The sequence below is a fragment of the Candidatus Manganitrophaceae bacterium genome, from assembly GCA_012960925.1.
In the GTDB taxonomy this organism is placed as follows: Bacteria; Nitrospirota; Nitrospiria; order SBBL01; family JAADHI01; genus DUAG01.
The window spans coordinates 19929-43587 of sequence record DUAG01000011.1 but is presented as its reverse complement, the minus strand read 5'-3'; the positions used below and the strand labels follow the sequence as shown (position 1 = coordinate 43587).

Sequence of the window (23659 nt, the reverse complement as noted above, 5' to 3'; positions counted from 1 at the left end):
CTCTTTAAAGGAAGTCTCTTCTGTCCCTAATTCCGCGATTTCGGAATTAGAAATCGCGGATGGCTGGCGCGAGACCCATTCGGCTGAAATTACGTCGTTATAACAGACTCCTCACCGTACAGGTAAGTACGCCTCGCTCGTCCTTAAGGCCTCTGGACTTGTCTTTCAGGCGACTTAACGGTTTATCCCAAGATCCAATCACCGATCTTGAGTCTGTCGTTATAGTATGATGGATAGTAAAATTATGGTAAAATATTATCAAGTCAGGTAGCATTCTATGCGCCTAAACCTTCGTGGCTGATGAGATATGGATTGATGGAAGACCAGTATAAATGGTTTACCGAAATTTCACTCGAAGCACAAGAAAAAATAAAACAAAAGGTATCTGAATATATTCAGTCCGGAATGGGACGGTGTAAGTGCGGCCCCCTGAGCATTAGTATCGCCACGGACCCCTTCGACTCTTTTTTCAAAGCTCGGATTCGATGCAAATGTGGGCTTACTGACGAATGGGGTGTGATTGAAGGAGGACTACAGTCATCATGACCCTGCTTGATTGAGAACATAAATAGCGAACGCACTTCCCTTCCGTCCAGGATGGAGTTCTTTAATGCCTGGAGACCTCTCTGTCTATATTTCTCTCCTCCATGGAATCTCTTTTTATATTTCATTCTATGAAGCGCTGCACTATAATGCGAAGAGATGAAGAAACTCTCCGTATTTCTATTGTTATTCACATTGACTGCCTGTGCCCCGATTCCGTGGCACGTCAAGGAAACCAAATCTTCGCTTCTTGATGCAACAGAGGTCTCCGTCGGCCCTGTCTGGACCTATAGCACCACGATCAGTTTAAGCCTTTACAGGCGGACCAATATGCCGGAGGGGAGGATCATTCTTATCGCCCATGTCCCTGGTATCCGCTTATTTTCAAAAGAACCAAGCCTTCTGTTCCAGATCGATGGTGCTGTGGTTACTTTTTCTTCAACCGATGAACGAATACGAGTGAATACCGACCCGGGGTCAGTGAGTGGAAATTTCTTTGGCCTATCAATATCTTCTTCCTCAAAACACTATGAAATTGATGATGTGTTTCTGAAACGTCTCATCAATGCCGAAAAAGTGATCGTACAAATAAAACTAAAGGATTCACTTGAAGAAGGAGTGTTTTCAGATGATCGGGCCGAGGCCCATCAAGCTTTTTCCAACTTCTACGAACGGATCAGCGGGCAGTCATTTCTGCTTCGGCGGAAAGCCCAAAAAGGGAACCCCAGAAGGAGAGCGAGTGACCGTATCGTCGTTCCTTGAACCCGCATCGCATGTTCAAAGCGGCCTTGTGAATTCAGCCTCAATATGAAATACTGTCCAAATTCATCATACTGAATAGGATTCTATGCACAAATCTTTTTTCTCATTACTGCTCCTTTTTTTCCTCTTCGTAGATGATGCCTCAGCAGGTTTGGGAACCACAACTTTAGGCTCCGGGTTAAGTTTCGGGAATATACGATCAGAAGGCCGGACGATTGACGGGCTAAGTCTTCACATAGGAACTCTATTTCGCTCCAACCTTGATCCACCGATAGATGAAATTAACGGCCTGGCCATCGCACTTGCACCGGCATCTCGAAAGATGAATGGCCTCTTAATCAGTCCGCTCTTTGCGGAAACCAGGGATGGAACCACAGGGATAGCGGTCGGCCTGCTCAGGACAGGGGGAAGACAGATGGAGGGAATCTTTCTGAGTGGTTTCGCAATAGGTGGAAAAGAATTGAGGGGTCTCGCTGTCAGTAGTGTTGTATCGTTCAAGAAGAGTATCGATGGAATTTCGATCGGAATCATCGGGAGTTTCGCTGAGCAAGCAAGGGGACTCGTCATCGGGGGGCTCTATGCGGTTCCGACTGAAATGCGGGGCGTTTCCATTGGCGGAATATTGAGCGGGGCGGACCAAAAGATGATCGGGTTATCCATCGGGCTCGTCAACGGGGCGGACGTATTCTATGGTGTCCAGATCGGTGCATATAATGTTGCCAACGAGCTTCACGGGATACAAATTGGAATTTTTAATTTTGCCGGAAACAACCCCACTTTTCTCCGTTGGATTCCGGTCATCAATGCACATTTTTGATTGAAGAATCCTGATGAAGAAAATTACCTTAATCCTTGCAGCTATTATCATCCTCATCGGTATACCTGCCTTGAGCTATCCGGAAAGTAAGAAAACCGTTTCAAATAAGATATTCGGGAAAGTCCTGAAAGCAGAAGGAGTATTTATCCTTGTGATGGATAAAGAAGGGAGGACACACAAATTTCATCTGGATGAAACAACCCGTCTAAACGGGAAAATCAAGGCCGGGATGGCCGTTGTTATTGAGTCAAGCGATAGCGGGCATGCCGTTTCAATCTCCACCAACGATCCACAAAAGTAATCGCACCCAGACTAGAAGTTTCTTAAATATATCTAAAAACACCCCTCAGACTGGAGATACGGTCAATATCCTCCCTTTCTCTATGATCGTTGGTCCGATCGACCAACAACGGCTTCATTCCAATAGAAAGTGCTCCCCTGATGTCATTATGAATACTGTCCCCGACATAAATCGATTCGGAGGGAGAGATATTGGCCGCTCCCAGAGCAGCCGCAAAGATCTCAGGTGAAGGCTTGGCCATGCCATGCCGGCTTGAAAAAAAAATCTCGCTGAAGTAGCGGGAAATATTCAGTGCTTGGCAAATTGATTCAAGGCGAGAGTCGAAATTTGAAATAACCCCTATATAGTATGATCGAGCATGGAGACCCTCCAAGACTTCAATCGTCTCTGAAAAAAGAACCCATCCTTCCGGACCGGCAAAAAAAAAGTATACTTCATCAAAAAATGCTTCAAAGGATGGAAATGGAATCCCTTCAAAAACCTGACGGACAACTTGTCGCCACCAATTCCGCTCCAAGCCATTTCTCTCATGCTCACCCGCCCCTGGAAAGGCCAGAGGGCGGGTAAGTTCAAATACTTTTTTAAAACGATTATTTAATACAAGCGGGTCAACTTGAACCCCATGTTTCCCTGCGATGCGACTGTATTGGATTCCCACACCGCCTTTTACATCAAACAGAGTCCCTCCTGCATCAAAAAAAACCCCTTTGATCATTCGACCTTCAACTCTCTTTTTCATGGACAAGCCCGGATTCCCGATCTGATCCATCCTGCGGCGTGTCCGAGCTTCTTAAGGATCGATTCATGACCAATCCCTTCACCAAAGGATACAACATCTGATGCGTTGGAGTGGGAATATTTACTTTCTTCCCTCGGCGGATGATCGCACCATTCAGGTATTCTATTTCAGTCTGTTTTCCATTCTTGTAATCTTCATACATCGACGTATGGTAATTTCTAAACGGGTTTGATGATGAAATCGTCTCACGGATGGTGTCTGGATTCAGGCGGATCCCTTCCGCAGATGCCACATCCATCACCTCGGAAATTCCCCTTCGGACAATCTCCAATAACGAAGGAGAATCCAATATCAGCGAGATGGGTGCATCGAGAATAACAGATAAGGGGTTGAAGGTTGCATTCCAGCACAATTTTTCCCATTTTGCCTTTAGAATTCTGCTTCTCAAAGTGTATGAAATTCCGGCCTTCGAAAACAAGTCATAAATCTGGGTGGCGCGATCACTCTTCTCTGCTGACAACTCTCCCAGGGAAATCATCCCCCGCCTGTAATGTTCTATCACCCCTGGGGAAGCCAGCCTGGCCGTAATATAAGCCAAGCCCGCGACCACACATTCGCGTTTATAATAAGACAAGACCTGTTCTTCGATATCCACACCATTTTGCAGGGTGAGAATCACCGCTCCCTTTTCAACAAGTGGTGCAATCTCCTTGAGGACCGGAAGAATGTCATAACATTTGACGGCTAAAACAACGAGATCCACTGAAGATATTTGTGAAATGTTGTGAATAAGGAAGGGATGAACCCAGAAATCGCCATGAATACTCTTAATCGTCAGACAATTCCCGGAAATATGATCATAGGTCTCCGGACGGACAAAAAAAGTGGCATCCGCACCAGACTTGCAAAGACGTCCACCAAAATAACCTCCGACAGCTCCTGCCCCAACGAATAGAATTTTTTTTAATCTTTCTAGATGTCACTTGACCTGTATTACCCACTCATTTAAGAGATCTCTGATGAAGTCTGAGGTGAATACGCATCGCGCAAGTATAAAAACAGTTAAGCTCAACTCGCATCGAAGAATCCCCCCAGCTTGCCGGAAATTTCTTCCATTTAGATGGAGATCTGATGTGTCTATTCAAGACGAAAATCGAAGAGAATAGCCTGATATTTGGAAGAATCCCGCCCTGCGAACAACAGGCCGCTCGCTCGGTCTGTGTGTCCGAGTAATTATACCATGAGCTTATTGAAATCGTTTTATTTCCCTGTGTTGCGATTGCACCTCCTTATATTTTGTGTTAAGATTTCGATCGCTTTGAGGATTCTCGGTCCAGAAGGATGGAAATTGGGCACGCTATACGCGTTTATCAGGAAGAAGTTCGTCATTTGTTTGCGAAGGAGAAAACTCATGTCCGGAATGCTCGTCGTCAGTTTAAAGGTGAAGAAGTTTATTCAGGGAAAAGCGCAGTTTAATTCTTCGGCTGAATTTCTGTCAGAACTAAGTCGCCAGGTTGAAAATATCTGTCTTGAAGCCATTGAAAAAACACGACAAGATAAACGCAAAACACTAAAAGCGCGTGACCTGTCTTAAGGAAGCTCTGAATAGGGTGAGTTTTCCAGGAAAAAGCTCGCTTCTTCTTTACAAGCCGAAAACATATAACAGCGAGTGACCAGGATTAGGCAAGCGCATAAGGATAAAGGGTCTTTCTTCCATCTGCTCAAAGACTCCTCCGCTTCGGGGCATGGGTTCTTCCAGGTCGCGGCTATTCTCTAATATCTTCACCCTGATTCAGCAAGAAAGACACAACCCTTCCCGCTTAATTTTGCCCGGTACATCGCCTCGTCGGCTTTCCTGATCAGGAGATGGCGGATATTGTCATTCGATAACCGCAGATCAACGTGATCCCTGAGAGAAGACAAGCCGATACTGCATGTCAGCCTGCCCTCGATCATAACCACTTTAGCTTCAGGATGGATAGGTACTGAAGTAAAGGTGAATTTCTGGATTGATTTGCAGACCGACTCGGCAACAGTAAGGGCTTGTGCCAGGCTGGTTTGAGGAAAAATGATGACAAATTCATCTCCCCCATATCGGGCAATCGTCACATCCTTGGATGGAACCACTTTCCTGAGAATAGTACCAACATCCTGAAGAACATGACTTCCGGTCATATGACCAAAAGTGTCATTGATCTCTTTGAAATGATCCATGTCCATGAAAAATAAAATAAGATCGTGCTTGCGCCGTTTTGCCAGGCGCACCTCTTCATCCAGTTTCAGATGAAAATACCGATCATTGTATAGACCCGTAAGACCATCCCGTTTTGACATTTCGCTATGCTTACGGGCATATAACACGTTTTCAATCAGAGTCGATGTGTACCCTGCAAAGATCTCCAATAACTTTAATTCTTTTTTAGAGTAGTACGTGAATTCAACAAGTAAGTGCAACTTTGGTAGTTGGAAAGAGAGGCAAGCTGCGGTAGGATCAGCAGTGTTTCTCAGACCATCACATCAAAGGAGCACTGATGAAAACCTACACGCAGCTTACCCGGGAACAAAGATATCAGATTTACGTGCTTATGAAAACAGGACATCATCAAACCAAAATTGCGGAGTTGATAGCGGTTCATAAATCAACGATCAGCCGCGAGCTTTTCCGTAATCGCGGTTTACGGGGCTATCGTGCGAAGCAGGCCCATCACCTGGCATCGACTCGGCGCAAGAGCAAGGCCAAACCCCGGATCGACTCCGCCATATGGGTGCTGATCAGACAGCTCCTGCGTGAAGAATGGAGCCCGGAGCAGGTCAGCGGTTGGCTCAAACGGGAAAAGGCTCTTCGTGTCAGCCATGAATATATTTACCAGCATATCCTTCAAGACAAGGGGCGAGGCGGTGATCTCTATCGGCACCTCCGTTGTAAAAAGAAGAGAAAAAAGCGCTACGGCTCTTATGATCGACGGGGCCAGATCCCTAATCGGATCAGTATCCACGACCGGCCCGCGGTCGTGGATTCAAGAGGCCGCTACGGCGACTGGGAGGTCGACACGATCATCGGCAAAGGGCACCGCCAGGCCATCGTCTCATTGACCGAGCGTAAATCGCGTCTGGTGAGAATACGCAAGGTCCAGTACAAATCTGCTTCTCTTGTGACGCAAGCGGTGACTGAGTTGCTCAAACCGCTGGCCAATCGTGTTCTCACACTGACTTCCGATAACGGCAGAGAGTTTGCCCATCATGAGGCGATTTCAAGAGAGCTCAAGGCCACGTTCTACTTTGCACATCCCTATTCTTCTTGGGAACGCGGCCTGAATGAAAATACCAACGGGCTCATTCGACAATACTTTCCCAAAAGCAGAGACTTCTGTACAATCACTGATGAGGAAATCAATAAGGCCATGGAGAAATTAAACAATCGTCCAAGAAAAACATTGAACTTCAAAACACCCAATCAGGTGTTTTTTAATTCAAACCCTTTTGTTGCACTTACTACTTGAATCCGCGGTATGTCCTTACTCAGGAGGCGATCATTAATCTTTTAGATGCGAAAGGAATTTTGAAGAAGGAAGAAATATTGACGGAGATTAGGAGGTTGAGGATGGATACAAAGTTGAGGAATGAGGTTGGTGAGGTTTAATTAGGAAAACATGATTCCCCAGGAAGAGATTATCCGTGTTGCTATGAATGCGACCTTGCTCATTTTGTTCTGTCTTGTTCATAGTCTCTTGGCACGTGAATTTGTAAAAGCATATATCGAACAAATAATACATCGAGGCTTTTATCGGTTTACGTATGTCTTATTAGCCATCTTTACTCTGACGGCTGTAATGTACTTCTGGCAACCCATTGAAGGCTTTGTGTGGCATGCAGAGGATGCCCTCTATTGGATTCTGAATATTGTGTCGTACGGATGTGTTTTTGGAGGAGTTTATTCGATTTACATTATCAACTACGTCGACTTCTTCGGTATCGGTTCCCTTTTACCAGGCAGAAAAAATATCCCAGATAAGCCGCTGGAATTATCAACAAAAGGACCCTACGCTTATTGTCGCCACCCGATGTACCTCTTCTTTGGTTTAGCAGGATTCTCAAGACCGGTCATGTCTTACGGAGATCTTGAGTTTCTGATCATTGCCGCTATCTATATTGCTATCGCAATCCCTTTAGAGGAGCGTAATTTGAGAAATGAATTAGGGGAAATCTACGATACCTATCGTGCACACGTACCAGCGATAATCCCTAAACTGACTCCATGGAGATATATCTCATAAGGGGAATGTCGCCTTAAAGGTTTTCCCCTTGTGACCTCCGAAAAAGGGCTTTTACAAGGTCGTCAGATATTAGATGAGGTCTTTTCCCTGTAATGTTGTTTTTTGATATCACCCCATCGGTACAAGGTTTCTCCTGGAAACCGATAAAATCTATGCCTGTTTTTTCAGGCAGCGTTGGGAGAAAAGCGTTTGCGATTTGGTAGTTCTTCCGATACTATCACCATGACCGAGAACAAGACAGGTTATGAGACAGAATGAGTAATACTGTCTCATAGGGTGCCATTTACACGTGAGAATGGTATCCGGATAATGGCCCACCTGGCGGTTTGATTTTTGATGCAAAAGGAATCAACGACAATTATTTTTCGCGGAAGGGAATTATAATTGTCGCTGATCAGTAGAATTGTTAATTGTGTCACAGGTTTTCACCGTTTAATCCTTCCTCGCCCTTTTTCCCCATTCTCTCATGCCAGTTGAGACATTATTCTCCCCCTGATGTCACTAATAGGAACTACGATTGATTTCTCTTGGTAATCCTCAATTCTCAGTGTGTTGATTTTTGAGAATTAGTAGATGTTATCGATAATTCTCAGAGATTCAAAATTTATCGAGTTGTAAGATAACTCTTTACCCCCCCCCGTTCCAAAAACCTGGCTCATTAACCAAAGTCTAAGTGGTTGATTTTTAATAGGGTCTGGCGTACATTTCTAACAGTCCAAAAACAAATGTTTTAGGTCACCATAACTTTGTTGTGATATTGCTTTTTCAAAGCTGAGTCTTCCCTTCCAAGAAATGTAAAATATGCCTGGTTTCTCAACATGAGTAGTGGCGGTCTTCCTGATTCTCACTATTTTTGGGGAAGATCACTTTTCACTAAACAAATCATAAAATGTGCTCAAGTTCGCTCACTGCGTTCGCGGAGCGCCTCCGGCGGAGAAGTCTATGGGCAGGATCACTGCCCATTTGGCAGTTATCTACAGAGTCACTGGGAGAGAAGATACTACTTCTTTTCAAAGTATGATGTGGGAATTGAGCTTGATGAAAAATGGTGAAAGCTTCGGGTGACGTTATCTATTAACCTCAAAAACTAATGGAGAAGATTATGCCAACATTATGTCGTGATGTAGACGATGTAAATTTTAAATCTGATCGAGTTAGGATTGCAAAACAGGAAGGTGAAGTAGGATTGGCACCATTCATCCGCTGGATTACTCTTCAGGCAGACGGTTGGTGTTCCATCGGTCTTTGTGCTTCGGGAACTTGTAAAGGCCATTTAAGGAATACTGAAGTCAGTTTATTAGAAGAAACTGATGAATACATAGATGTTGGGTTCAGTACCACTATTTACTGTAGCTGTGATGGTGGCGAAAGCTCGACAGACGATACTGGCAGCTCATCCGTTTCAAGTGGTGGGAATAGCGCAGACGATGGCAAATGTAGTCAGGCAGAAGAAGATGCCGAATTCCAACAGATGATTGGTTTTTATACCGATGCTGTTAATAATGCACGGCAGACTGGCTATCAGGCCGGGAATGACGCAGGATATTCTGATCCCGGGTTTGGAATGCATCGAGTTGGGAATTGTGCGGACTGGCAACAAGTGAGTTGGTCTGCCTTGGTTACTCGCGTTTGGAAATGCTGGAAGATTCAGCAAATTCGTGCAAGACGAGATTATAGCGTCTTCTCTTATCACCATTTTGTCAGACTTGAAGGAACATGCAGTGGTCGTGTGGTTTATCTCGATCCCTGGAACACCGGCAACCCGGATAAATGGGAAGCGGCAGATTTTCCATTTGAGGACGGAAATGGTTGGGTACACACGGACACACATACTCATGGAGCCGGGGATAATCCCCGCGATCCGGGGAATGACTGAGGGGACGCTGTCACCAGAGAGTAGAAAAGGTTAAACTTATCATTCCCACAGAAGAGTATGGGCGTCCTACAGGGGAGAGCTTGCTGAGATAGATCCAGCCCCGAAACATAGATGCAGCTTATTAAATAAAGCTTGAGGATTCTGGCTCCGTAGTTTCTTCAGAAAATGTAGTTGAAAGGCTACAAAGCGATGGTCATAACGCGATATAAATGTCATCAGCAAAAAAGTCGCTAAACCCAACTAGGTTGTACCCTGCGACCTTCTGTCGGAATCTTTAGCTAGCAAGTTGTCTTGATCGTTCGCGTCGAAGTGCAGCGTGAATGCGGAATTGAACGGCATAACTCGAATGACTTGTCCGCCAAGCTATGCGTAGCAGAGACATTCGTTTACTTTACGAGGATCTTTCCCCGCTTGGTAATGCAGGCCAAAGACGAAAGGCGCACAGAATATAGTAGAATAAAGGTTCTGTCGCAAAATACTCCAGAGGACAAAAAGGGCCTGACGATCTCAGTCTTTAAGCTGCCAATGAGTAAAATTGTTGGGCGAAGGTCTGATGTTGCCCGGCCCGTTGTTTCATCTGACCTTTGCGAATCATATGAGAGGGTTTCTTCTGAAACGCTATCGCTTTGTTAAGAAACCTCAGTGCTGCCTTCCGATCCCGCTTTGTAGTGAGGATAAAGTCAACCGTCAGGCCCTGTTTATCGACTGCTCGGTATAAATACTTCCATTTCCCTTTGACGGATACATAGGTCTCATCCATTCGCCAACTTAGGCCAACAGGTTTCTTTTTCTTTCTAAATTCTTTCTCAATGAAAGGAGTGAACTTTAAAACCCAGCGGTTGATCGTTGAGTGGTCCACATCGACTCCACGTTCTTCCATCATCTCCTCGATGTGGCGATAGCTCAAAGGATAAGCCAGATACCACCGGGTGCATAACAAAACAATTTCTTTCTCAAAATGATATCCTTTGAAACTCAGCATGAGGGCTCCAAGAGTATTGTTTATTTGATGCCACGGATGCTCCTATGAAATCGCTGGTGATAACAATCTGAACTTTGCGACAGAACAGAATATCGTTGTGCCATCTTTACGAAACCAGGGTCAACGCCAAGATATAAACTTCGTGGGGAGAGTTGTCGTAAAGATCATGGCCCTTCGTTGGGAATAATACCTGGTTGAAGTTCCTGGATAAAAGAAGCTAAAAAATCTAACTTGTGAATCTCTTTATCAACGGGGACTTTGTTAAAGACAATCACATCTAGATCGATTGTTCGTGGTCCGTTTTTATTCTCTGTTCGTACTCTTCCCAGCTTATCCTCAATGCATTTCAAATGTTCAACCAGTTCATCAAAATAAAGCTTGGTTTGTACGAGCAGGGCGCCATTTAGAAAATCATCCTGTTCGACGAAATCGACAGGTTTTGTGTAGATAGTTTTTGTTTCTTTCAAGATCGATGCGATCTGTGAGATTTCTAATCGAGCCGTTTGTACATTTTGTTCCGGATCAATATTCGATCCGAGACTGATGATTGCAGAATTATATCGATCTTTATCCGATACGCTTACAAGGACATTGTCGCAAAAACGCAAAGAATTTGGTTTTTCAACCGTCACGTTGACATCTACTATGGACGGGACCTTTTTTACACATTCCCATATAAGTTCGGCAAGCGTTTCTACTAAATTGAATTTATTGTTTTCAACCAAATGAATCACTTCTTTTGTGATTATCTTATAGTTGACCCCATAATCTATATCATCGAATTGAACGACTTTTGAGATATCGTATTTGTAGGATATTGATATAACGACATCCTGTAACTTTTCTTTTTCCCAGTCATTAAATCCGATATAAGTTCTTAATCTTAAATTTTTTATACAGACCTTTGAAAATTTCCCGGTTGAATTCATTTTATAAATGTTCTCCTCCATCAATAAACAGGGTCTGTCCTGTCGTAAAATCATTGTTCACGAAGAAAACCATGGCATCCTCAATCTGTTTTAGGGTGCCCGTTGATTTCATCGGAATATGTAAGGACAGTCCTTTTAAATACCCTGGTTCTTTTTCTTTTGGCGGTAAGATGAGTCCGGGTGCGATCGCATTCACACGAAAGTGTGGCGCCAAATCCATCGCGGCCATTTCTGTGAAAATTTTTAAAAACTTCTTTGTTAATAAATAGTCAAAATGTTTTGAGGTGTTTTTATTTATTTTTGAATCTAACATATTAATGACCAGTCCATTTTGTTTTGTTGTGGTGAATGATTTTGTGAGTGTGTATGCGCTCAAGAAGTTAATCCTAAGCAGTTTCATAAAAAGTTCTATCCCAATGTCTGAAATATTGGAGGGAATAAATTCTGAGGTGTTATTAATGAGTATTTTTAAATCAAAGACGTGGTTCACTCTTTGGATCAACTTTTCGACATCGGTCTCAACAAGAAAATCCGCTTTAAAAATATCGCAGACAACGCCTTTGCGGGTAATTTCTTCTTTGGTCTGTTCAGCTTGCAGTTCAGCTTTGTTATATTGCAAGGCAATGTCATAGCCCAGGTCGGCAAGCTTGAGGGACATTGCCTTGCCGAGTCTTCCTGCCCCTCCTGTTACTAATGCAGCTTTTCCTGTTTTCATTATTTGGACCTTCTATCTGGTGATGATGTCTGCATCACGATTTGCATTCTGATCAATTCTCAACCGAAATCGAGAGATGATTCTATTTATCTTCCACTCCGTTAGGATGGTCTTTTTCAATCGACTCCTCCGGAGACTCCTCGAAAATCCTCCGAATGACCTCTTCGATTTCCACCTCCTCAACGGATAAGTCTTCAATATGATATCCCTCGAGAAGCCTTTGGGTGATGTGTGCCACCTCCTTTTTTTGAACTTTTACTACAGCGTGGTGTGCGTCCCACACCTCAACTCCCTCTAAACCGGGTAGCGGGAGTGTTGTTTGAGCATCGGCAAAGCGAACCTTGATGACCTTATGGTCGCCATAACGTTGAGACAGATCAGAGAGCATGCCGTCGAAGGCAATGCGTCCGTGGTTGATTACAAGCACCCGTTTGCAGAGCTGCTCAACATCCTGCATGTAATGGCTTGTGAGGAGGACGGTCGTCTTTTTGAGCCGGTTATATTCCTGAATAAAAGACCGTATCTTTTCCTGTGAGATGACGTCGAGACCGATGGTCGGCTCATCCAGAAAGAGAACCCGGGGTTGATGGAGCAGTGCCGCGACCAGTTCGCATTTCATCCGTTCTCCCAGAGAGAGCTGCCGTACCGGCACGTCCAGGATATCCTTGAGTTTGAGCAGGTCCACCATTTCATCGATGCTCTTTTGGAAAACCAATGGGTTTACGTCATAAATATCTCGATTCAGCAGGAAAGACTCAGAGGGAGGGAGATCCCACCAGAGTTGATTTTTATGCCCCATGACGATAGAAAACTGTCGCTGATACTCACGGTCTCGCTGCCAGGGTGTGAAGCCCAGAACCTTTGCCTCTCCCGATGTTGGATAGAGTATTCCAGAGAGCATCTTCAAGAGGGTTGTTTTTCCAGCGCCATTGGGTCCAAGAAAGCCGACAAGTTCTCCCTCCTTCAAGGTGAAGGAGACAGACTTTACTGCTTCTTTATAAAGCGTCTTTCGTGAGAAAAGCCCTTTGAAAGAGCCCTTAAGGCCGGCCTCTTTCCGGTGGGTTTTGAAGGTCTTTGTCAGTTGGGTGACTTTAATTGCAGGCATTGATCAGATATTAATCCTTTAATTGTTGTAACGATCCAGCAGCCCCTCTTTTCCCCATGGCGGTGTTGCTGTGGTGCTCGAATCCTCGCGTAGAGACACATACGCTGCAGTTCTGCGCTCCTTGCTTTGCCCTGAAGAAAAATAGTGGCTGCTGGATCCTTACCATGAATGTAACAATTTAACTGCTTGCCGAGCTGTAAAAGTTCAAACTCCAGTTCCAGATAGAGAGTCCAAGGATTAAGCCGCCCACCGCAACGCTCAAAGAAATGAAAATCAGAGAGGGATCGGCACGGCCCACCAATATCGCGGCGGGTGTTGTCGCAATTAAACTGCTTGGGAGGATGAAGGTGAAGAAGACTTTTCCCAGGCCGTGGTAGATGTCACGCGGATAGCGTGCCGTATTTATAAAGTAGTAGACAATGGTATTGAGTTCTTGTGATTTCACCAACCAGAAGACCAGGCTGTTGATGAGGAGGCAGAGCGCGTAATAAATGGCAAGGGAGTTCAAGAGCATCAGGAGATAAAAAGGAATACTGACCCAGCTTGCTTCGCTAAGATGTGAAAATCCGTACACAACGAGCAAGAGCCCCATCAAACCTTCTCCGAGACTGTCTGTGAGGGAAACATGGCGGAAGGCCAGGTGGGTGGCCGGAGCGATGGGTGATGTGAGCATGACATCGAAATTGCCTGTGCGGACATAGTTTCCCAGTTCAAGAAACCCTTTTCGAAAAGTGAGGTAGGCGAGTTCCCGAACGATGCCAACGCTTCCCACCAGGATCAAGGTCTGATGAAATGTCCACCCTCCGACGGTTTCGACATTCCCATAAAGGATGGTGAAAAAGAAGACATTCATCATCATGAAAAAAATATCCATGCCGACATTAATGGCAAAATTTGCGCGATATATCATCTCATTCTTCAGGTTATGGCTCAAAAATGAGCGATAGAGAGAGAAGTAACGGAAGAATATCGTCGTACCCTTATTTACCGACAGCTTCATAGCGTGCAATCCCGCGCCGTAAGGCGAATTGGAGAAAAAAGTATAGAAAAATAATCCAGCCCATTGCGATCAGGAATCCTGGAAACGGATTGGTCTCTTTTTCCAAAAAAATCTGGATAGGAAAGAAGACCAGAAATCGAAACGGTAAGGCATTCGCGATCACCTGAAAGGACTCTGGAAAAAGATCCAGCGGAAGAAGGGCTCCTGCAAGAAAAAAGATACAATATTGGAGCATGTATTTGAATGAATTGACCTTCACGATCCAGAAAGCAAGGATGCCAATTGCAAAATCAAACTCGAACGCAAGGAGGCCGCCCAAGATCATTGAAAATATAAAATAGACAAGGGACAAGCCGTTGCTTGGAAACGAGACATGTTTGATGAGAAGAAGTGACAGGATGGCCCCAACCACCAGGATAATTAATCCTTCAAAGAGTTTCCCGGAAAGGTTGATTGTAAACCAATAGTGGAGATAGTTGACCGGTTTCACAAGAAAATTCGAAAAAGACCCCTCCGAGATTTGATCGCTGATTTCCCAGCTGATATAGGAGAGGACCATGCTGTTGATGATCAACTGAATGATGTAGTAAGTAATCAGGTCTGAGAGGGTGTAGTTCCCCAGGCGCTGATTACTGAGATAAATTGCGTTCCAAAGATAAAGAAGAACGGAGATATGAAGCAGGTTTCCAAGGATTGAAATGAATGTCGGACCCCGGTATTGAAGTGCATTCTGCCAGTTGACTTGAAAGACGGTCCAGTATTTACGCATCCGCCCAGTATACCGTTGTCGCTATTCCGCATGCCACTATTTTTTTGCTCCCCTTGCAGGTTCATTTTTGCTCGGAAGAACAAAAATCTGTCATCGATTGGGAGAAAATTTACATAGCTGAGGCGGCGGAAGAGAGATATTCGCACTAAATATGGGTGATCCTTCTAACAATATGGCATTTGTCCCAGGATGAACCAAGGCATGCGAATTGCTTCATTACGGCACATTGCAAAAAGGGGTGGTAACGATTCAAAATGCCACTGTCTTTATCATGCTCGCCGGGCCGCCAAAGGGAAACGCTTTGGCGATTTTTTTATTCGCTTCCGAAGAACACACATAGCGAGCGCAATCCTCGTCCTTCTAGGGCGGGCTTAGCGGTTGAATTAAAGATAAAGCCATTTTTCCTCTCGGGTCGGAGAATCCTTGCCGCTTTGCGTTGGGGTTCTTCAAAAGAGAGTGTTTCTATTTCATGGCGGGGGACATGAAAAACAATTGTGACGTTTCAGTCCGCCCATCTCATCCTCCATTGGGATCTTGCTGTGGAGTTTAATTTCTTAGATATAAACTCATACACTCTGGTGATCCGCTCCTCGCTTGACTGGAGAAAAATAGTGGCATGATGAACCTGTACAAAAAGTATTGTTTTTCGGGATGGCTCCGGTCCGAGTTCATTAATTCGGGTTTATTATAGAGGAATAACCATGGTCAGTAAACTGTGTGTTTTTCTGTTGATGCTCCTTTTTGCGGTCCCTGCGCGAGGACAGGATTTTTCGTCAGCGCTGCCGGTGAGGACCCCAGAGGCTGTGCCAAAGGTCAATATCGAGAGCCTCGGGACAAAAATCCAGACATTGAAGGAAGAAATACTGGACCTCAACAGCCGACTTTATAGGCTCCAGGAGGATCTCCTTTTTCGAGAGGACGCCTCCCTGGTCATTTTTCTTCGGGTTGAAGGGGAGGATTATTTCAAGCTTGATTCCGTCAAAATCCGCCTGAACGATACCATGGTCTCGAGCCACCTGTATTCCCATCGGGAGGTGACCGCCCTTCTCAAGGGGGGTGTACAGCGTCTTTATACCGGAAAGATCAAATCCGGTGTAAACGAACTGGTGGCGGTTTTCACGGGGAGAGACCCGGAAGAGAAAGCCTATGAGCAGGTAGAGACAATTTCAATCGAGAAGAAAGAGGGTGCAACTTTTATTCAAATCATTATCCGGGACGTTGCGGATAAGAAACAGCTCTCCGTACACGCGGAGGGCGTGGTATCAGAGGGGGATACGGCTCGGAAGAAATCATGGGAGATCCTTAAAAGAGAGGCTTATTACCATTATTTCATCAAGGACTACTTAACCGCGGGAACCCGCCTGAAATCGATCGAGGCCTCCGGAGAAGACTTAAAAGATGCCAGGATTAACAATGAGGCGAAGATTCTCTTAGGAAGTCTCTACCTGGCCTGGGGAATGGAGCAATCGGCCGTCCGGCTCTTCGGCGAATTGGATATGGAGACCCCTCCGGGAGAGAAACGGGATCAGCTTCTCCTCAAAGTGGTCAAGGTGCAGTATGAGCGTTCCCGATATCAAGATGCCCTTGAGACTTACAGATTAATGCTGCCGGGAGGGCGTCCAGACCTGATCACCCCAGATCGTTATTTGGAACAGGCCCGTTATCTGGCTGCCTTGAGCCATTACGCCTCGGGGTCTATTCAAGATGGGATCAAGGGCCTTAAGACCCTCCCTCCGGACAGTCCGTATTTCCCCTTTGCGCAGCTCACCTTGGCGAAGTCTTATTACCAGCTGAACAATTCCGCAAAATCACTCCTTTATCTGAAGGACTTAAGTGAAACCGATATCCGCAGGCGACAACATCTGAGGACCTTGACTGAGAAAAGCCGGTTGACCTGGGGGCAGGTTCTCATGGAGGAGGGTTACATTAAGGGGGCGCGCCGCGTTCTGGCAAATATTCCTCCGAAGAGCCCCTTTTTCCCGGATGCCCTCTTTGGTATCGGATGGTCTTATTTCAGGGAGGAAAAGTACTTAGAGGCGATCCTCGTTTTTCAGGATCTCATCCAAATTGTCCCGGATCATGACTATGCCTTGGAAGCCCTCACGGTTGTAGGCCATGGATATAAAAATCTGGGCGTTTTCCAGAGGGCACTCGACCATTATACCGGGGCCCCTGGCCCGTTTGTTCAGAGAAAAAATGGACAAGAGGGGCGCGCTGCCCGGATTTTTAAGGGACGAGCGCATTCGCTTCTGGGTCAGTCAATATAAAGATCTCTTAAAGCTGGAGTCTCATCTCGACCAGAAATACCGTGAGACGGAGGTTTTTGAAGAAAGGCTTTCCCATCGGGAAGCACTTTCCCCGCAGTATCTTCCAGCGGTGCAACGCTTTTCCGGAGAGGCAGGCCGGAGCGGTTTGCGCGTTGCTGTCCCGGAGCCTACAAAGGACCTCGAGCCTTTTCGACGCCGGATCGCTTCGGCCCGGGCCGACCTGATCGGACTGAGAGGAAGGACCATTGCCTTGAGAGAGGCGCTTCTTCCCCCGTTGCGAGGAATTCTTCTAAGGGCATCAGAAAAATGGCTCAACCGGATTGTGCGGCTGGTGGCTGAGGCGGAGTTAAGTCAGATACAGATCCTCGATGGTCAGGACGGGGGGATGAAACCATGAAAGAATTCAGGCTTCAGGGCATCCACGGAGTTCTCTTTATTTTTTTGTTTATGGCAGGCTGTTTTGGACCAAGTCCTTATCGGGTGGGTAAGGCACGAGTCCGTGCCCTGGCTCAGGAGGTGGCTTTGCTCCGGGGTGAACCCATCCTCTCCAAGAGAGGAGAACTCCATAAATACAAGACCTTCCTGACAGCATACAGCCGGATGCCTTCCAAGTTGAATGCGTCCGCGCTGAAACGGATCGGAGATCTTTACATGGATTCAGCCAACAAGAAATTTATTCAGGATATGGAGGCCTATGAAGTCAATCCGGAAGGCCCCCTTCCCCTGGTGGATTATCAAAAAGCAATTGAGGCCTACAGTGTTCTGCTTCGCTCCAATGACGATTATCCGGAGAACGACAAGGCCCTCTACTCCCTGGCCCGGGCCTACGCGGAGAGTGGAGAAAGAGATCTGGCCATCCCCCTGCTTGAGCGGCTCATTAACGAATATCCCGCGAGTCCACAGAGGCTGGAGGCCTACTTCCGCTTGGGAGAGTATTACTTTGACCGGAATCAGTTTGAAGAGGCGGCAGAGGCCTATACACAAACACTCTCCCCGAAAGACCCCTTCTTCCACGATAAGGCCCGCTATAAGCTGGGGTGGACCTACTTCAAAATGAAAACCTATCCCGAAGCCATTCATCAGTTTATGGCCCTGATTGAAGAGATGACGGCCATGCAGTCCACCTTCTCCCCGGAAAACGGCACCCTAGTCTGGGAGGCCTTGACCTACGTGAGCATTTCTTTTCGAAACCTTGGGGGAGCTTCAAGCCTGGCAGCCCATTTTACCGAACATGGGTCACGAAGATATGAAAAAGATCTCTACCTGATGATGGGGAATCAGTATATGGCCGAGCAAAAAATCCAGTCCGGCATAGAGACCTATCAGACCTTCATTCGGCAGCACCCCGATGCCCCGATCGCGCCGATCTTTTCTTCCTATATCATCGAGGCGTATTTAAAGAAAGGGGAGGGGGAGAAGGCCCATACGGGGCGCATCCAACTGGTCAGAGATTACGCCTCGGGAGGCCGCTGGCACCGTGCGAATGACGTTGCGGCACGGAAGAGGGCCCGCCCTCTGGTCAAGGCGGAACTGCACCGCCTGTCTTTGTCAGCCCATGCCAGGGCTGAAAAGAAGAAGGGTGAGAAGCATTACCGGGAGGCGGCCGGGTGGTATCGGAAATTTCTGGTGGCCTTCCCGAAAGAGAGGGAGTCCCCGGAGGTCCAGTTTCTGCTCGGGGAAAGCCTGATGGCCCTGAAGCAGTATGCCGATGCGGGAGCCGCTTTCGCGACGTCTGCTTACGGCTACGCGGATCGCGGTCCGGAAAGAAAGGCGGCCTATGCCGCCGTGGTGGCCTATCAGAAGGTGAAAACTCCGGAGGGTGAGGATCAGTTTGTCATTCTCTCAAAACGATTTGCCGATAACTTTCAGGGTGATCCCCAAGCGCCCCGGTAGCCCTTTTTGAGACCGGCTTGCTCTTCGAGCTTTTGAAGCAGCCTGAAAAGGCGATTGAGACCTATGGCCTGCTGGTTCGGGGCTATAAGCGCTCACCGCTGGTGGCTAAGGCGAACCTTCAGGCGGGCCTCGCCTACGAGGCCCTGGGAGAAGACCTCAAGGCAGCCGCGGCCTTTTCTGAGGCCGCGAGGCGGATGAAAGACAATGAGGAGGTCCGGAATCTCTTGTGGACGGCCGCCGAACATTATGAAAAAGGAACGCTATGGAACAAGAGCTATGCTGCCTTCTCCCGCTTCATTAAACGCTTTCCAAAACATCAGGATGTTCCTGAAGCTCTTTTCAGAATGGCAGAGGCCCGACGGAAGGTAGGAAGGCTTCAGGAGGCCGGAGCGTTCTATAAACGGGTGGTGAAGCAGGACCCGGGCACGTTGTTTGCGGCACGAGCCCTCTTTCAGGAGGGGGAAGCGTCCTTCAAACACTTCAAGGCCATTCGGATAAAAATCCCCCTCACGAAGAGCCTCAAAAAGAAGACCAGAGCCTTTAAAGCGGTGATCAACTTCTATACAAAGGCGGTTGAGACGCGGGAGATGGAGGTCGTTACCGTTTCTGCCTACCGACTGGGAGAGGTCTTCGAGCACTTTGCAGCGTCGCTCTTGAATGCGGAGCGCCCGAAAAACCTCAATGATGCGCAATTGGAAGAGTACATGTTTCAGTTGGAAGAGAAGGCCTATCCCTTTGAGGAAAAAGCCGTCACAGCCTACAAAAGCAATGTTCATCGTACGCAGCAGACGGCGGGTCCATACAACGAGTGGGTCCGAAAGAGTTACGATCGCCTTGCCGATCTCCGTCCGGTCTTTTATCGGAGGAAGGAGCACACTGAGCAGATTGTCTCCAATGTGGATCCCAGGGTTTTCTTTCTCAGTTCGGGTCAGGAGACCCTTGCGCGTGTGATGAGGGAGGACTGATGCAGACCCTTCGACTGTTTGTGTGGATGCCGATCTTTTTCTTTTTACTTCTTTCCGGTGGGTGCATGAGGACGATGCCCTTGCTGGATATGACCTCTCCCGTGGTACCGGATCGTAAGGTCCTGTTGGAAGTTGTGCCTGAGCCCGAAGCGGAGGTGTCGGAGGAGGCACAGAATACCGTGCCGGAGACTGAGTCAAAGGCGGCGATGAATCAGGTATTGTATCAATTCCAGAAGGGGATTCAGCTCCTCGAGAGAGGCAGGTCGGAAGAAGCCCGTTTTCTTTTTGAAGAACTTCGGGAGCGTTACCCGGAGGTCAGTGTTGTCCATAACAATTTGGGGGTTACTTACAAGCGCCTGAGCCTTCTGCAGGAGGCGACCCGGTCCTACCAGAAGGCGATTGATCTTCAAGGGGGAGGCTACACAGAGGCCCACTATAATCTTGCAATCATTTTTCGGGAGCAGGGTGCATTCCGAAAGGCCGAAGTGATTTACCTTAAGGTTATTGCCTTAAATCCGGAATTCGAGGATGCCCACTATAATCTGGCGGTCCTCTATGACCTTTACCTGGACAAGCCGGAAGAGGCCCTGCAGCACTACCGTAAATATATGGAACTTGTTGATGGAAATCATCAGGAAATCGAGCTCTGGGTCACGGCCCTTCAGAAACGGCTGTCCACAAGTGTATCCGAGAAAAAACCGGAGAGACAATAATGAAAAAATTTATTACGGGGGCAATTGCTTCCATCTGTTTTATGCTCTTGTTTATCCTCCTGACCGTAACGCCGGGATTTTCAGAAGAAGGAGAGGGACAGCAACGCGGTCTGGAGCGCCTGATGATGGGAGGCACGGAGATTCAGGGGACGGTTGAGAAGCCGCATGTCGTTTATGTGGTCCCATGGAAAGATGACGTTTCCCCATCCCGACAGGAAATAACGTATGAACGTAGCTTTCGAGAAGAGATCCTGGAGCCGGTCGATCGTGACCGCTTCCAGCGCCAATGGGGGAATGATCCCAGAATGTTGAAAGGAGACCGTCGATGAATACGGTAGTCGTGTTAATACAGTTTTATCGAGAGGGGGGTATTTTCATGTACCCGCTCGTCGGAATATTGGCCATTTCCACTGCGATTGTTCTGGAGCGTTTTATCGTCCTGATGCGGTCCAGCGTCAACACTCAGAAGCTTTGGGACAAGGTTGCGACCGACCTCCGCTCCTGCACCCGCTCCAACCGTCCGCTGGGCCAGGTTATCGGCGCCGGGATCGGGGGGATGAAGGATTCACTATCCCGAGAAGGTATTCAAGATACGATGGATGAGGCCGCCATGGAGGTGATGCCCAGACTGGAGGCCCGCCTCCATTATCTTCCCAATCTGGCCAACGTGGCCACGCTACTCGGGCTCCTGGGAACCATTATCGGACTTATCCAGGCCTTTACGGCGGTTGCTGTGGCCGACCCCTCGCAGAAGGCCACCTTGCTTGCGAAGGGGATTTCCATGGCGATGAATACCACCGCTTTCGGCTTAGTGGTCGCCATCCCCATTATGCTGATTTACAGCTTTCTCCAGGTCAAGACCAATCGGATTCTAGAGAGCCTGGATATCTATGCGCTGAAGCTTTTGAACCTTTCTTCCCGGCTGAACATTAAAAAAAGCGGCCTGTCTTCCAATGGGGGAAAAGAAAGCAAGTGGCGTAACGGAGAGGCGCAACGGGTCAAGGGAGAAATCCATGCCAACTAGGGAGGACCGCCGCATTACCCGACGAAAGAACTCGGGAGACCTTTCCCTGAACATTACCCCTTTTCTGAACCTCATGGTGGTGTTGGTGCCGGTGCTTTTAAGCGGGGTTGTCTTCTCACGGGTGGCCATTCTGGAGATGAGTCTTCCCTCGGTTCCGACAAAAGAGGTACACGCCGAGATGCCCAAAGAGACCTTTAAATTGATCGTGACCATTCGCCGGGATGAGTTGGTTGTCCGGGGAAGCGGGGTCGGCACCCGGCGTCTTCCAGGAAAGAAAGGAACATACAACCTCAAGAAGCTGGCTGTGCTCCTTCAGAAGGTCAAGGAAAAATATCCTGGAGAGAAGTCCTTGATTTTGCTCAGTGAGCCTGAGATTCCCTATGAATCACTGATCGCAGTCATGGATACCTGTCGGGAATACCAGAGCGATCTGCTCTTCCCGGACATCTCAATCGGGGAGGTGAAACCGGCATGAAACGAATGAGATGTCTACAGAAGCGGAACAGGCGAAGTCCTGCGGTTCAGCTTTCACTCACCAGCCTGATGGATATCTTCACCATTCTTTTGCTCTTTCTCTTGATGCAAATGGGAGGTGAAGGGATGGCCCTTCCGACTTCAGAACAGATGAACCTCCCGACCTCCACCTCGCGGGAGAATCCCCACCCCACCGTTATCCTCATGGTCACGGAGAAGGAGATCCTGATTGAGGGGAAAGCGATCATGAGTGTGAAAGAGGCCCTCAATATGAAGGGGAATATTCTTTTTCCGGTCAAGGAGGCTCTGACCCGGCTGGCCGAGCAGACAAAGACCCTCGCCAGCCAGAATACTTCGGTAAAGTTCAGGGGGAAAATCACGGTGATGGGAGACTGAAAGATTCCCTTCCGATTGCTGAAAAAGGTGATGAGTACCTGTGCGCAGGCAGAATTTCCAAACATCGCCCTGGCGGTGACGAAAAAAGAAGAAGTCGGTTAGGAGGATTTAGATGTCTGATCTTGCGTTCCGGGAAGAAGACCTCTTCCAGAAAACGCTCCGGTATTCCCTGGGCTTCTACCTTATCTTGAGTCTCGTCGTGGCCATGGTCAAACTTCCGAAGCCTAAACCGACGGATATCCGGGATCTTCCCAGGCGGGTGACCAAGTTAATCCTGGATCCACCCAAGCCTGTGCCGGCACCCCCTATCCGGAAGAAGATCAAGCCGAAGCCGGTGGTCAAGGCCAAGGGCTTAGCCAGGGAAAAACCGAAGGAAAGGCCCGGGAAAAAGATTGGCAAAAGAAAAATAGTCAGGAAAAAACCGCCTAAGTCTACCTCTGTGCAACGGAACCGTGAGATCGTCCGAAAAAGCGGGCTTCTGGCCTTCCTAGTGGGGGAAGAGCTTTCTGGAAGCCTCGGTGCGATTATTGAGGACAAACGTCTGGACAAAGCACTCTCCCAGGCCAGTATCATTTCAGCCCCGATACGAAAGGGAAGCCACCGCCCGGCTGTGAGCAAAAGCGGTTCAAGCCACAGCAAAATCGCGAACAAGAAAATCGAAAAATTTGGAACTCTGAAGAAGAAAGATCGGGTTCGGCTTGCAAAGCGGGAAAAGGTGACCGTCACCCACTTCAGCGGGACCGGCGGGGAGACAGGGGAGCCGGGCCAGGGGCTAGGCGGCGGGGTGGGCGTTCGCCTCAGAGGGAGCGGTTCGGGCAGGGCTGAGATCGATTATGATGCCATTGCCCGTGTTGTTGAAAAATACAAAGGAGGCCTGATTTTCCTCTACAACAGAGAACTTCGCTCCAATCCGATTCTGAAAGGGACAGTCACCGTGGAGTTCTCCATCGACGAGAAGGGAAAGGTCGTCGAAGCACGCGTGGTCAACAGCAGCATGGGCTATGCCCGCCTGGAAAAAGCCCTCGCGAGGCGGATTAAAATGTGGAAATTTCCTGAACTTTTTGAAGGAACTATCATTGTCACCTGCCCCTTTGTTTTCTTTCCGGCGTAGAATC

General features: G+C 47.6%; 26 protein-coding genes. 17 read left to right on the top strand and 9 right to left on the bottom strand.

Annotated features, from left to right (window positions below; genetic code table 11):
• The first annotated feature begins 702 nt into the window (after window positions 1-702).
• From EYQ01_01590 to EYQ01_01580, 3 genes are all read left to right on the top strand, one after another.
• Entirely contained in the window at window positions 703-1305 is a 603-nt protein-coding gene (locus EYQ01_01590) for a hypothetical protein (protein HIE64508.1), read from the top strand.
• Window positions 1306-1390: 85 nt separating this feature from the next.
• Complete coding sequence (locus EYQ01_01585; protein HIE64507.1) at window positions 1391-2122, top strand: hypothetical protein; 732 nt, start codon at window positions 1391-1393, stop codon at window positions 2120-2122.
• Between the two features lie 13 nt (window positions 2123-2135).
• Window positions 2136-2423 (top strand): hypothetical protein, encoded by a 288-nt coding sequence (locus EYQ01_01580; GenBank protein ID HIE64506.1) that lies wholly within the window; start codon window positions 2136-2138, stop codon window positions 2421-2423.
• 22 nt (window positions 2424-2445) lie between these two features.
• Here the strand turns inward: EYQ01_01580 and EYQ01_01575 are convergent, their stop codons facing one another.
• Both EYQ01_01575 and EYQ01_01570 read right to left on the bottom strand, forming a co-directional pair.
• Window positions 2446-3192 (bottom strand): HAD family hydrolase, encoded by a 747-nt coding sequence (locus EYQ01_01575; protein ID HIE64505.1) that lies wholly within the window; start codon window positions 3190-3192, stop codon window positions 2446-2448.
• Entirely contained in the window at window positions 3146-4120 is a 975-nt protein-coding gene (locus tag EYQ01_01570) for a ketopantoate reductase family protein (protein HIE64504.1), read from the bottom strand. Before EYQ01_01570 ends, EYQ01_01575 begins: the two co-directional genes overlap by 47 nt.
• 453 nt (window positions 4121-4573) lie before the next feature.
• Here EYQ01_01570 and EYQ01_01565 point away from each other — a divergent pair, with 453 nt between their 5' ends.
• Entirely contained in the window at window positions 4574-4756 is a 183-nt protein-coding gene (locus EYQ01_01565) for a hypothetical protein (protein ID HIE64503.1), read from the top strand.
• A gap of 188 nt (window positions 4757-4944) precedes the next feature.
• On the opposite strand, the gene EYQ01_01560 is transcribed toward EYQ01_01565, so the two are convergent.
• Entirely contained in the window at window positions 4945-5496 is a 552-nt protein-coding gene (locus EYQ01_01560; protein ID HIE64502.1) for a GGDEF domain-containing protein, read from the bottom strand.
• Between the two features lie 197 nt (window positions 5497-5693).
• Here EYQ01_01560 and EYQ01_01555 point away from each other — a divergent pair, with 197 nt between their 5' ends.
• The 3 genes from EYQ01_01555 to EYQ01_01545 all read left to right on the top strand — a co-directional run bounded on the left by EYQ01_01555 (window position 5694) and on the right by EYQ01_01545 (window position 9312).
• Entirely contained in the window at window positions 5694-6662 is a 969-nt protein-coding gene (locus EYQ01_01555) for an IS30 family transposase (GenBank protein ID HIE64501.1), read from the top strand.
• Between the two features lie 150 nt (window positions 6663-6812).
• On the top strand, window positions 6813-7436 hold the full coding sequence (locus EYQ01_01550; protein HIE64500.1) for a hypothetical protein: 624 nt from the start codon (window positions 6813-6815) through the stop codon (window positions 7434-7436).
• Window positions 7437-8526: 1090 nt separating this feature from the next.
• Window positions 8527-9312 (top strand): hypothetical protein, encoded by a 786-nt coding sequence (locus tag EYQ01_01545; GenBank protein HIE64499.1) that lies wholly within the window; start codon window positions 8527-8529, stop codon window positions 9310-9312.
• Window positions 9313-9826: 514 nt separating this feature from the next.
• Here EYQ01_01545 and EYQ01_01540 read toward each other — a convergent pair.
• The 6 genes from EYQ01_01540 to EYQ01_01515 all read right to left on the bottom strand — a co-directional run bounded on the left by EYQ01_01540 (window position 9827) and on the right by EYQ01_01515 (window position 14812).
• Entirely contained in the window at window positions 9827-10294 is a 468-nt protein-coding gene (locus EYQ01_01540; GenBank protein ID HIE64498.1) for an IS6 family transposase, read from the bottom strand.
• Between the two features lie 164 nt (window positions 10295-10458).
• Entirely contained in the window at window positions 10459-11277 is an 819-nt protein-coding gene (gene folK, locus EYQ01_01535) for a 2-amino-4-hydroxy-6-hydroxymethyldihydropteridine diphosphokinase (protein HIE64497.1), read from the bottom strand.
• A complete protein-coding gene (locus EYQ01_01530) occupies window positions 11225-11938 on the bottom strand; it encodes an SDR family oxidoreductase (GenBank protein HIE64496.1) in 714 nt (237 codons plus the stop codon). The genes folK and EYQ01_01530 overlap by 53 nt, the downstream gene beginning before the upstream one ends.
• Window positions 11939-12020: 82 nt before the next feature.
• Window positions 12021-13043, bottom strand: a complete 1023-nt coding sequence (locus tag EYQ01_01525; protein HIE64495.1) for an ATP-binding cassette domain-containing protein — start codon at window positions 13041-13043, stop codon at window positions 12021-12023.
• A 178-nt stretch (window positions 13044-13221) separates the two neighbouring features.
• On the bottom strand, window positions 13222-14043 hold the full coding sequence (locus tag EYQ01_01520; protein ID HIE64494.1) for a hypothetical protein: 822 nt from the start codon (window positions 14041-14043) through the stop codon (window positions 13222-13224).
• Window positions 14024-14812, bottom strand: coding sequence for a hypothetical protein (locus EYQ01_01515; GenBank protein HIE64493.1), 789 nt, complete (start codon window positions 14810-14812; stop codon window positions 14024-14026). Before EYQ01_01515 ends, EYQ01_01520 begins: the two co-directional genes overlap by 20 nt.
• Window positions 14813-15513: 701 nt before the next feature.
• Here EYQ01_01515 and EYQ01_01510 point away from each other — a divergent pair.
• The 10 genes from EYQ01_01510 (at window position 15514) to EYQ01_01465 (ending at window position 23655) form a co-directional block, all read left to right on the top strand.
• Window positions 15514-17079, top strand: coding sequence for a tetratricopeptide repeat protein (locus EYQ01_01510; protein HIE64492.1), 1566 nt, complete (start codon window positions 15514-15516; stop codon window positions 17077-17079).
• Window positions 17009-17476, top strand: a complete 468-nt coding sequence (locus EYQ01_01505; protein ID HIE64491.1) for a hypothetical protein — start codon at window positions 17009-17011, stop codon at window positions 17474-17476. Before EYQ01_01510 ends, EYQ01_01505 begins: the two co-directional genes overlap by 71 nt.
• Window positions 17473-18972, top strand: a complete 1500-nt coding sequence (locus EYQ01_01500; protein HIE64490.1) for a tetratricopeptide repeat protein — start codon at window positions 17473-17475, stop codon at window positions 18970-18972. Before EYQ01_01505 ends, EYQ01_01500 begins: the two co-directional genes overlap by 4 nt.
• Before the next feature lie 17 nt (window positions 18973-18989).
• Window positions 18990-19937, top strand: a complete 948-nt coding sequence (locus EYQ01_01495; GenBank protein ID HIE64489.1) for a tetratricopeptide repeat protein — start codon at window positions 18990-18992, stop codon at window positions 19935-19937.
• A complete protein-coding gene (locus EYQ01_01490) occupies window positions 19937-20650 on the top strand; it encodes a tetratricopeptide repeat protein (GenBank protein HIE64488.1) in 714 nt (237 codons plus the stop codon). The genes EYQ01_01495 and EYQ01_01490 overlap by 1 nt, the downstream gene beginning before the upstream one ends.
• A complete protein-coding gene (locus EYQ01_01485; protein HIE64487.1) occupies window positions 20650-20979 on the top strand; it encodes a hypothetical protein in 330 nt (109 codons plus the stop codon). The genes EYQ01_01490 and EYQ01_01485 overlap by 1 nt, the downstream gene beginning before the upstream one ends.
• A complete protein-coding gene (locus EYQ01_01480) occupies window positions 20976-21674 on the top strand; it encodes a MotA/TolQ/ExbB proton channel family protein (protein HIE64486.1) in 699 nt (232 codons plus the stop codon). Before EYQ01_01485 ends, EYQ01_01480 begins: the two co-directional genes overlap by 4 nt.
• Window positions 21604-22149: a hypothetical protein gene (locus tag EYQ01_01475; GenBank protein HIE64485.1), complete on the top strand. Its 546-nt coding sequence runs from the start codon at window positions 21604-21606 to the stop codon at window positions 22147-22149. Before EYQ01_01480 ends, EYQ01_01475 begins: the two co-directional genes overlap by 71 nt.
• Window positions 22146-22544, top strand: coding sequence for a hypothetical protein (locus tag EYQ01_01470; GenBank protein ID HIE64484.1), 399 nt, complete (start codon window positions 22146-22148; stop codon window positions 22542-22544). The genes EYQ01_01475 and EYQ01_01470 overlap by 4 nt, the downstream gene beginning before the upstream one ends.
• 112 nt (window positions 22545-22656) lie before the next feature.
• Window positions 22657-23655 (top strand): TonB family protein, encoded by a 999-nt coding sequence (locus EYQ01_01465; GenBank protein ID HIE64483.1) that lies wholly within the window; start codon window positions 22657-22659, stop codon window positions 23653-23655.
• The last annotated feature ends 4 nt before the right edge of the window (window positions 23656-23659 follow it).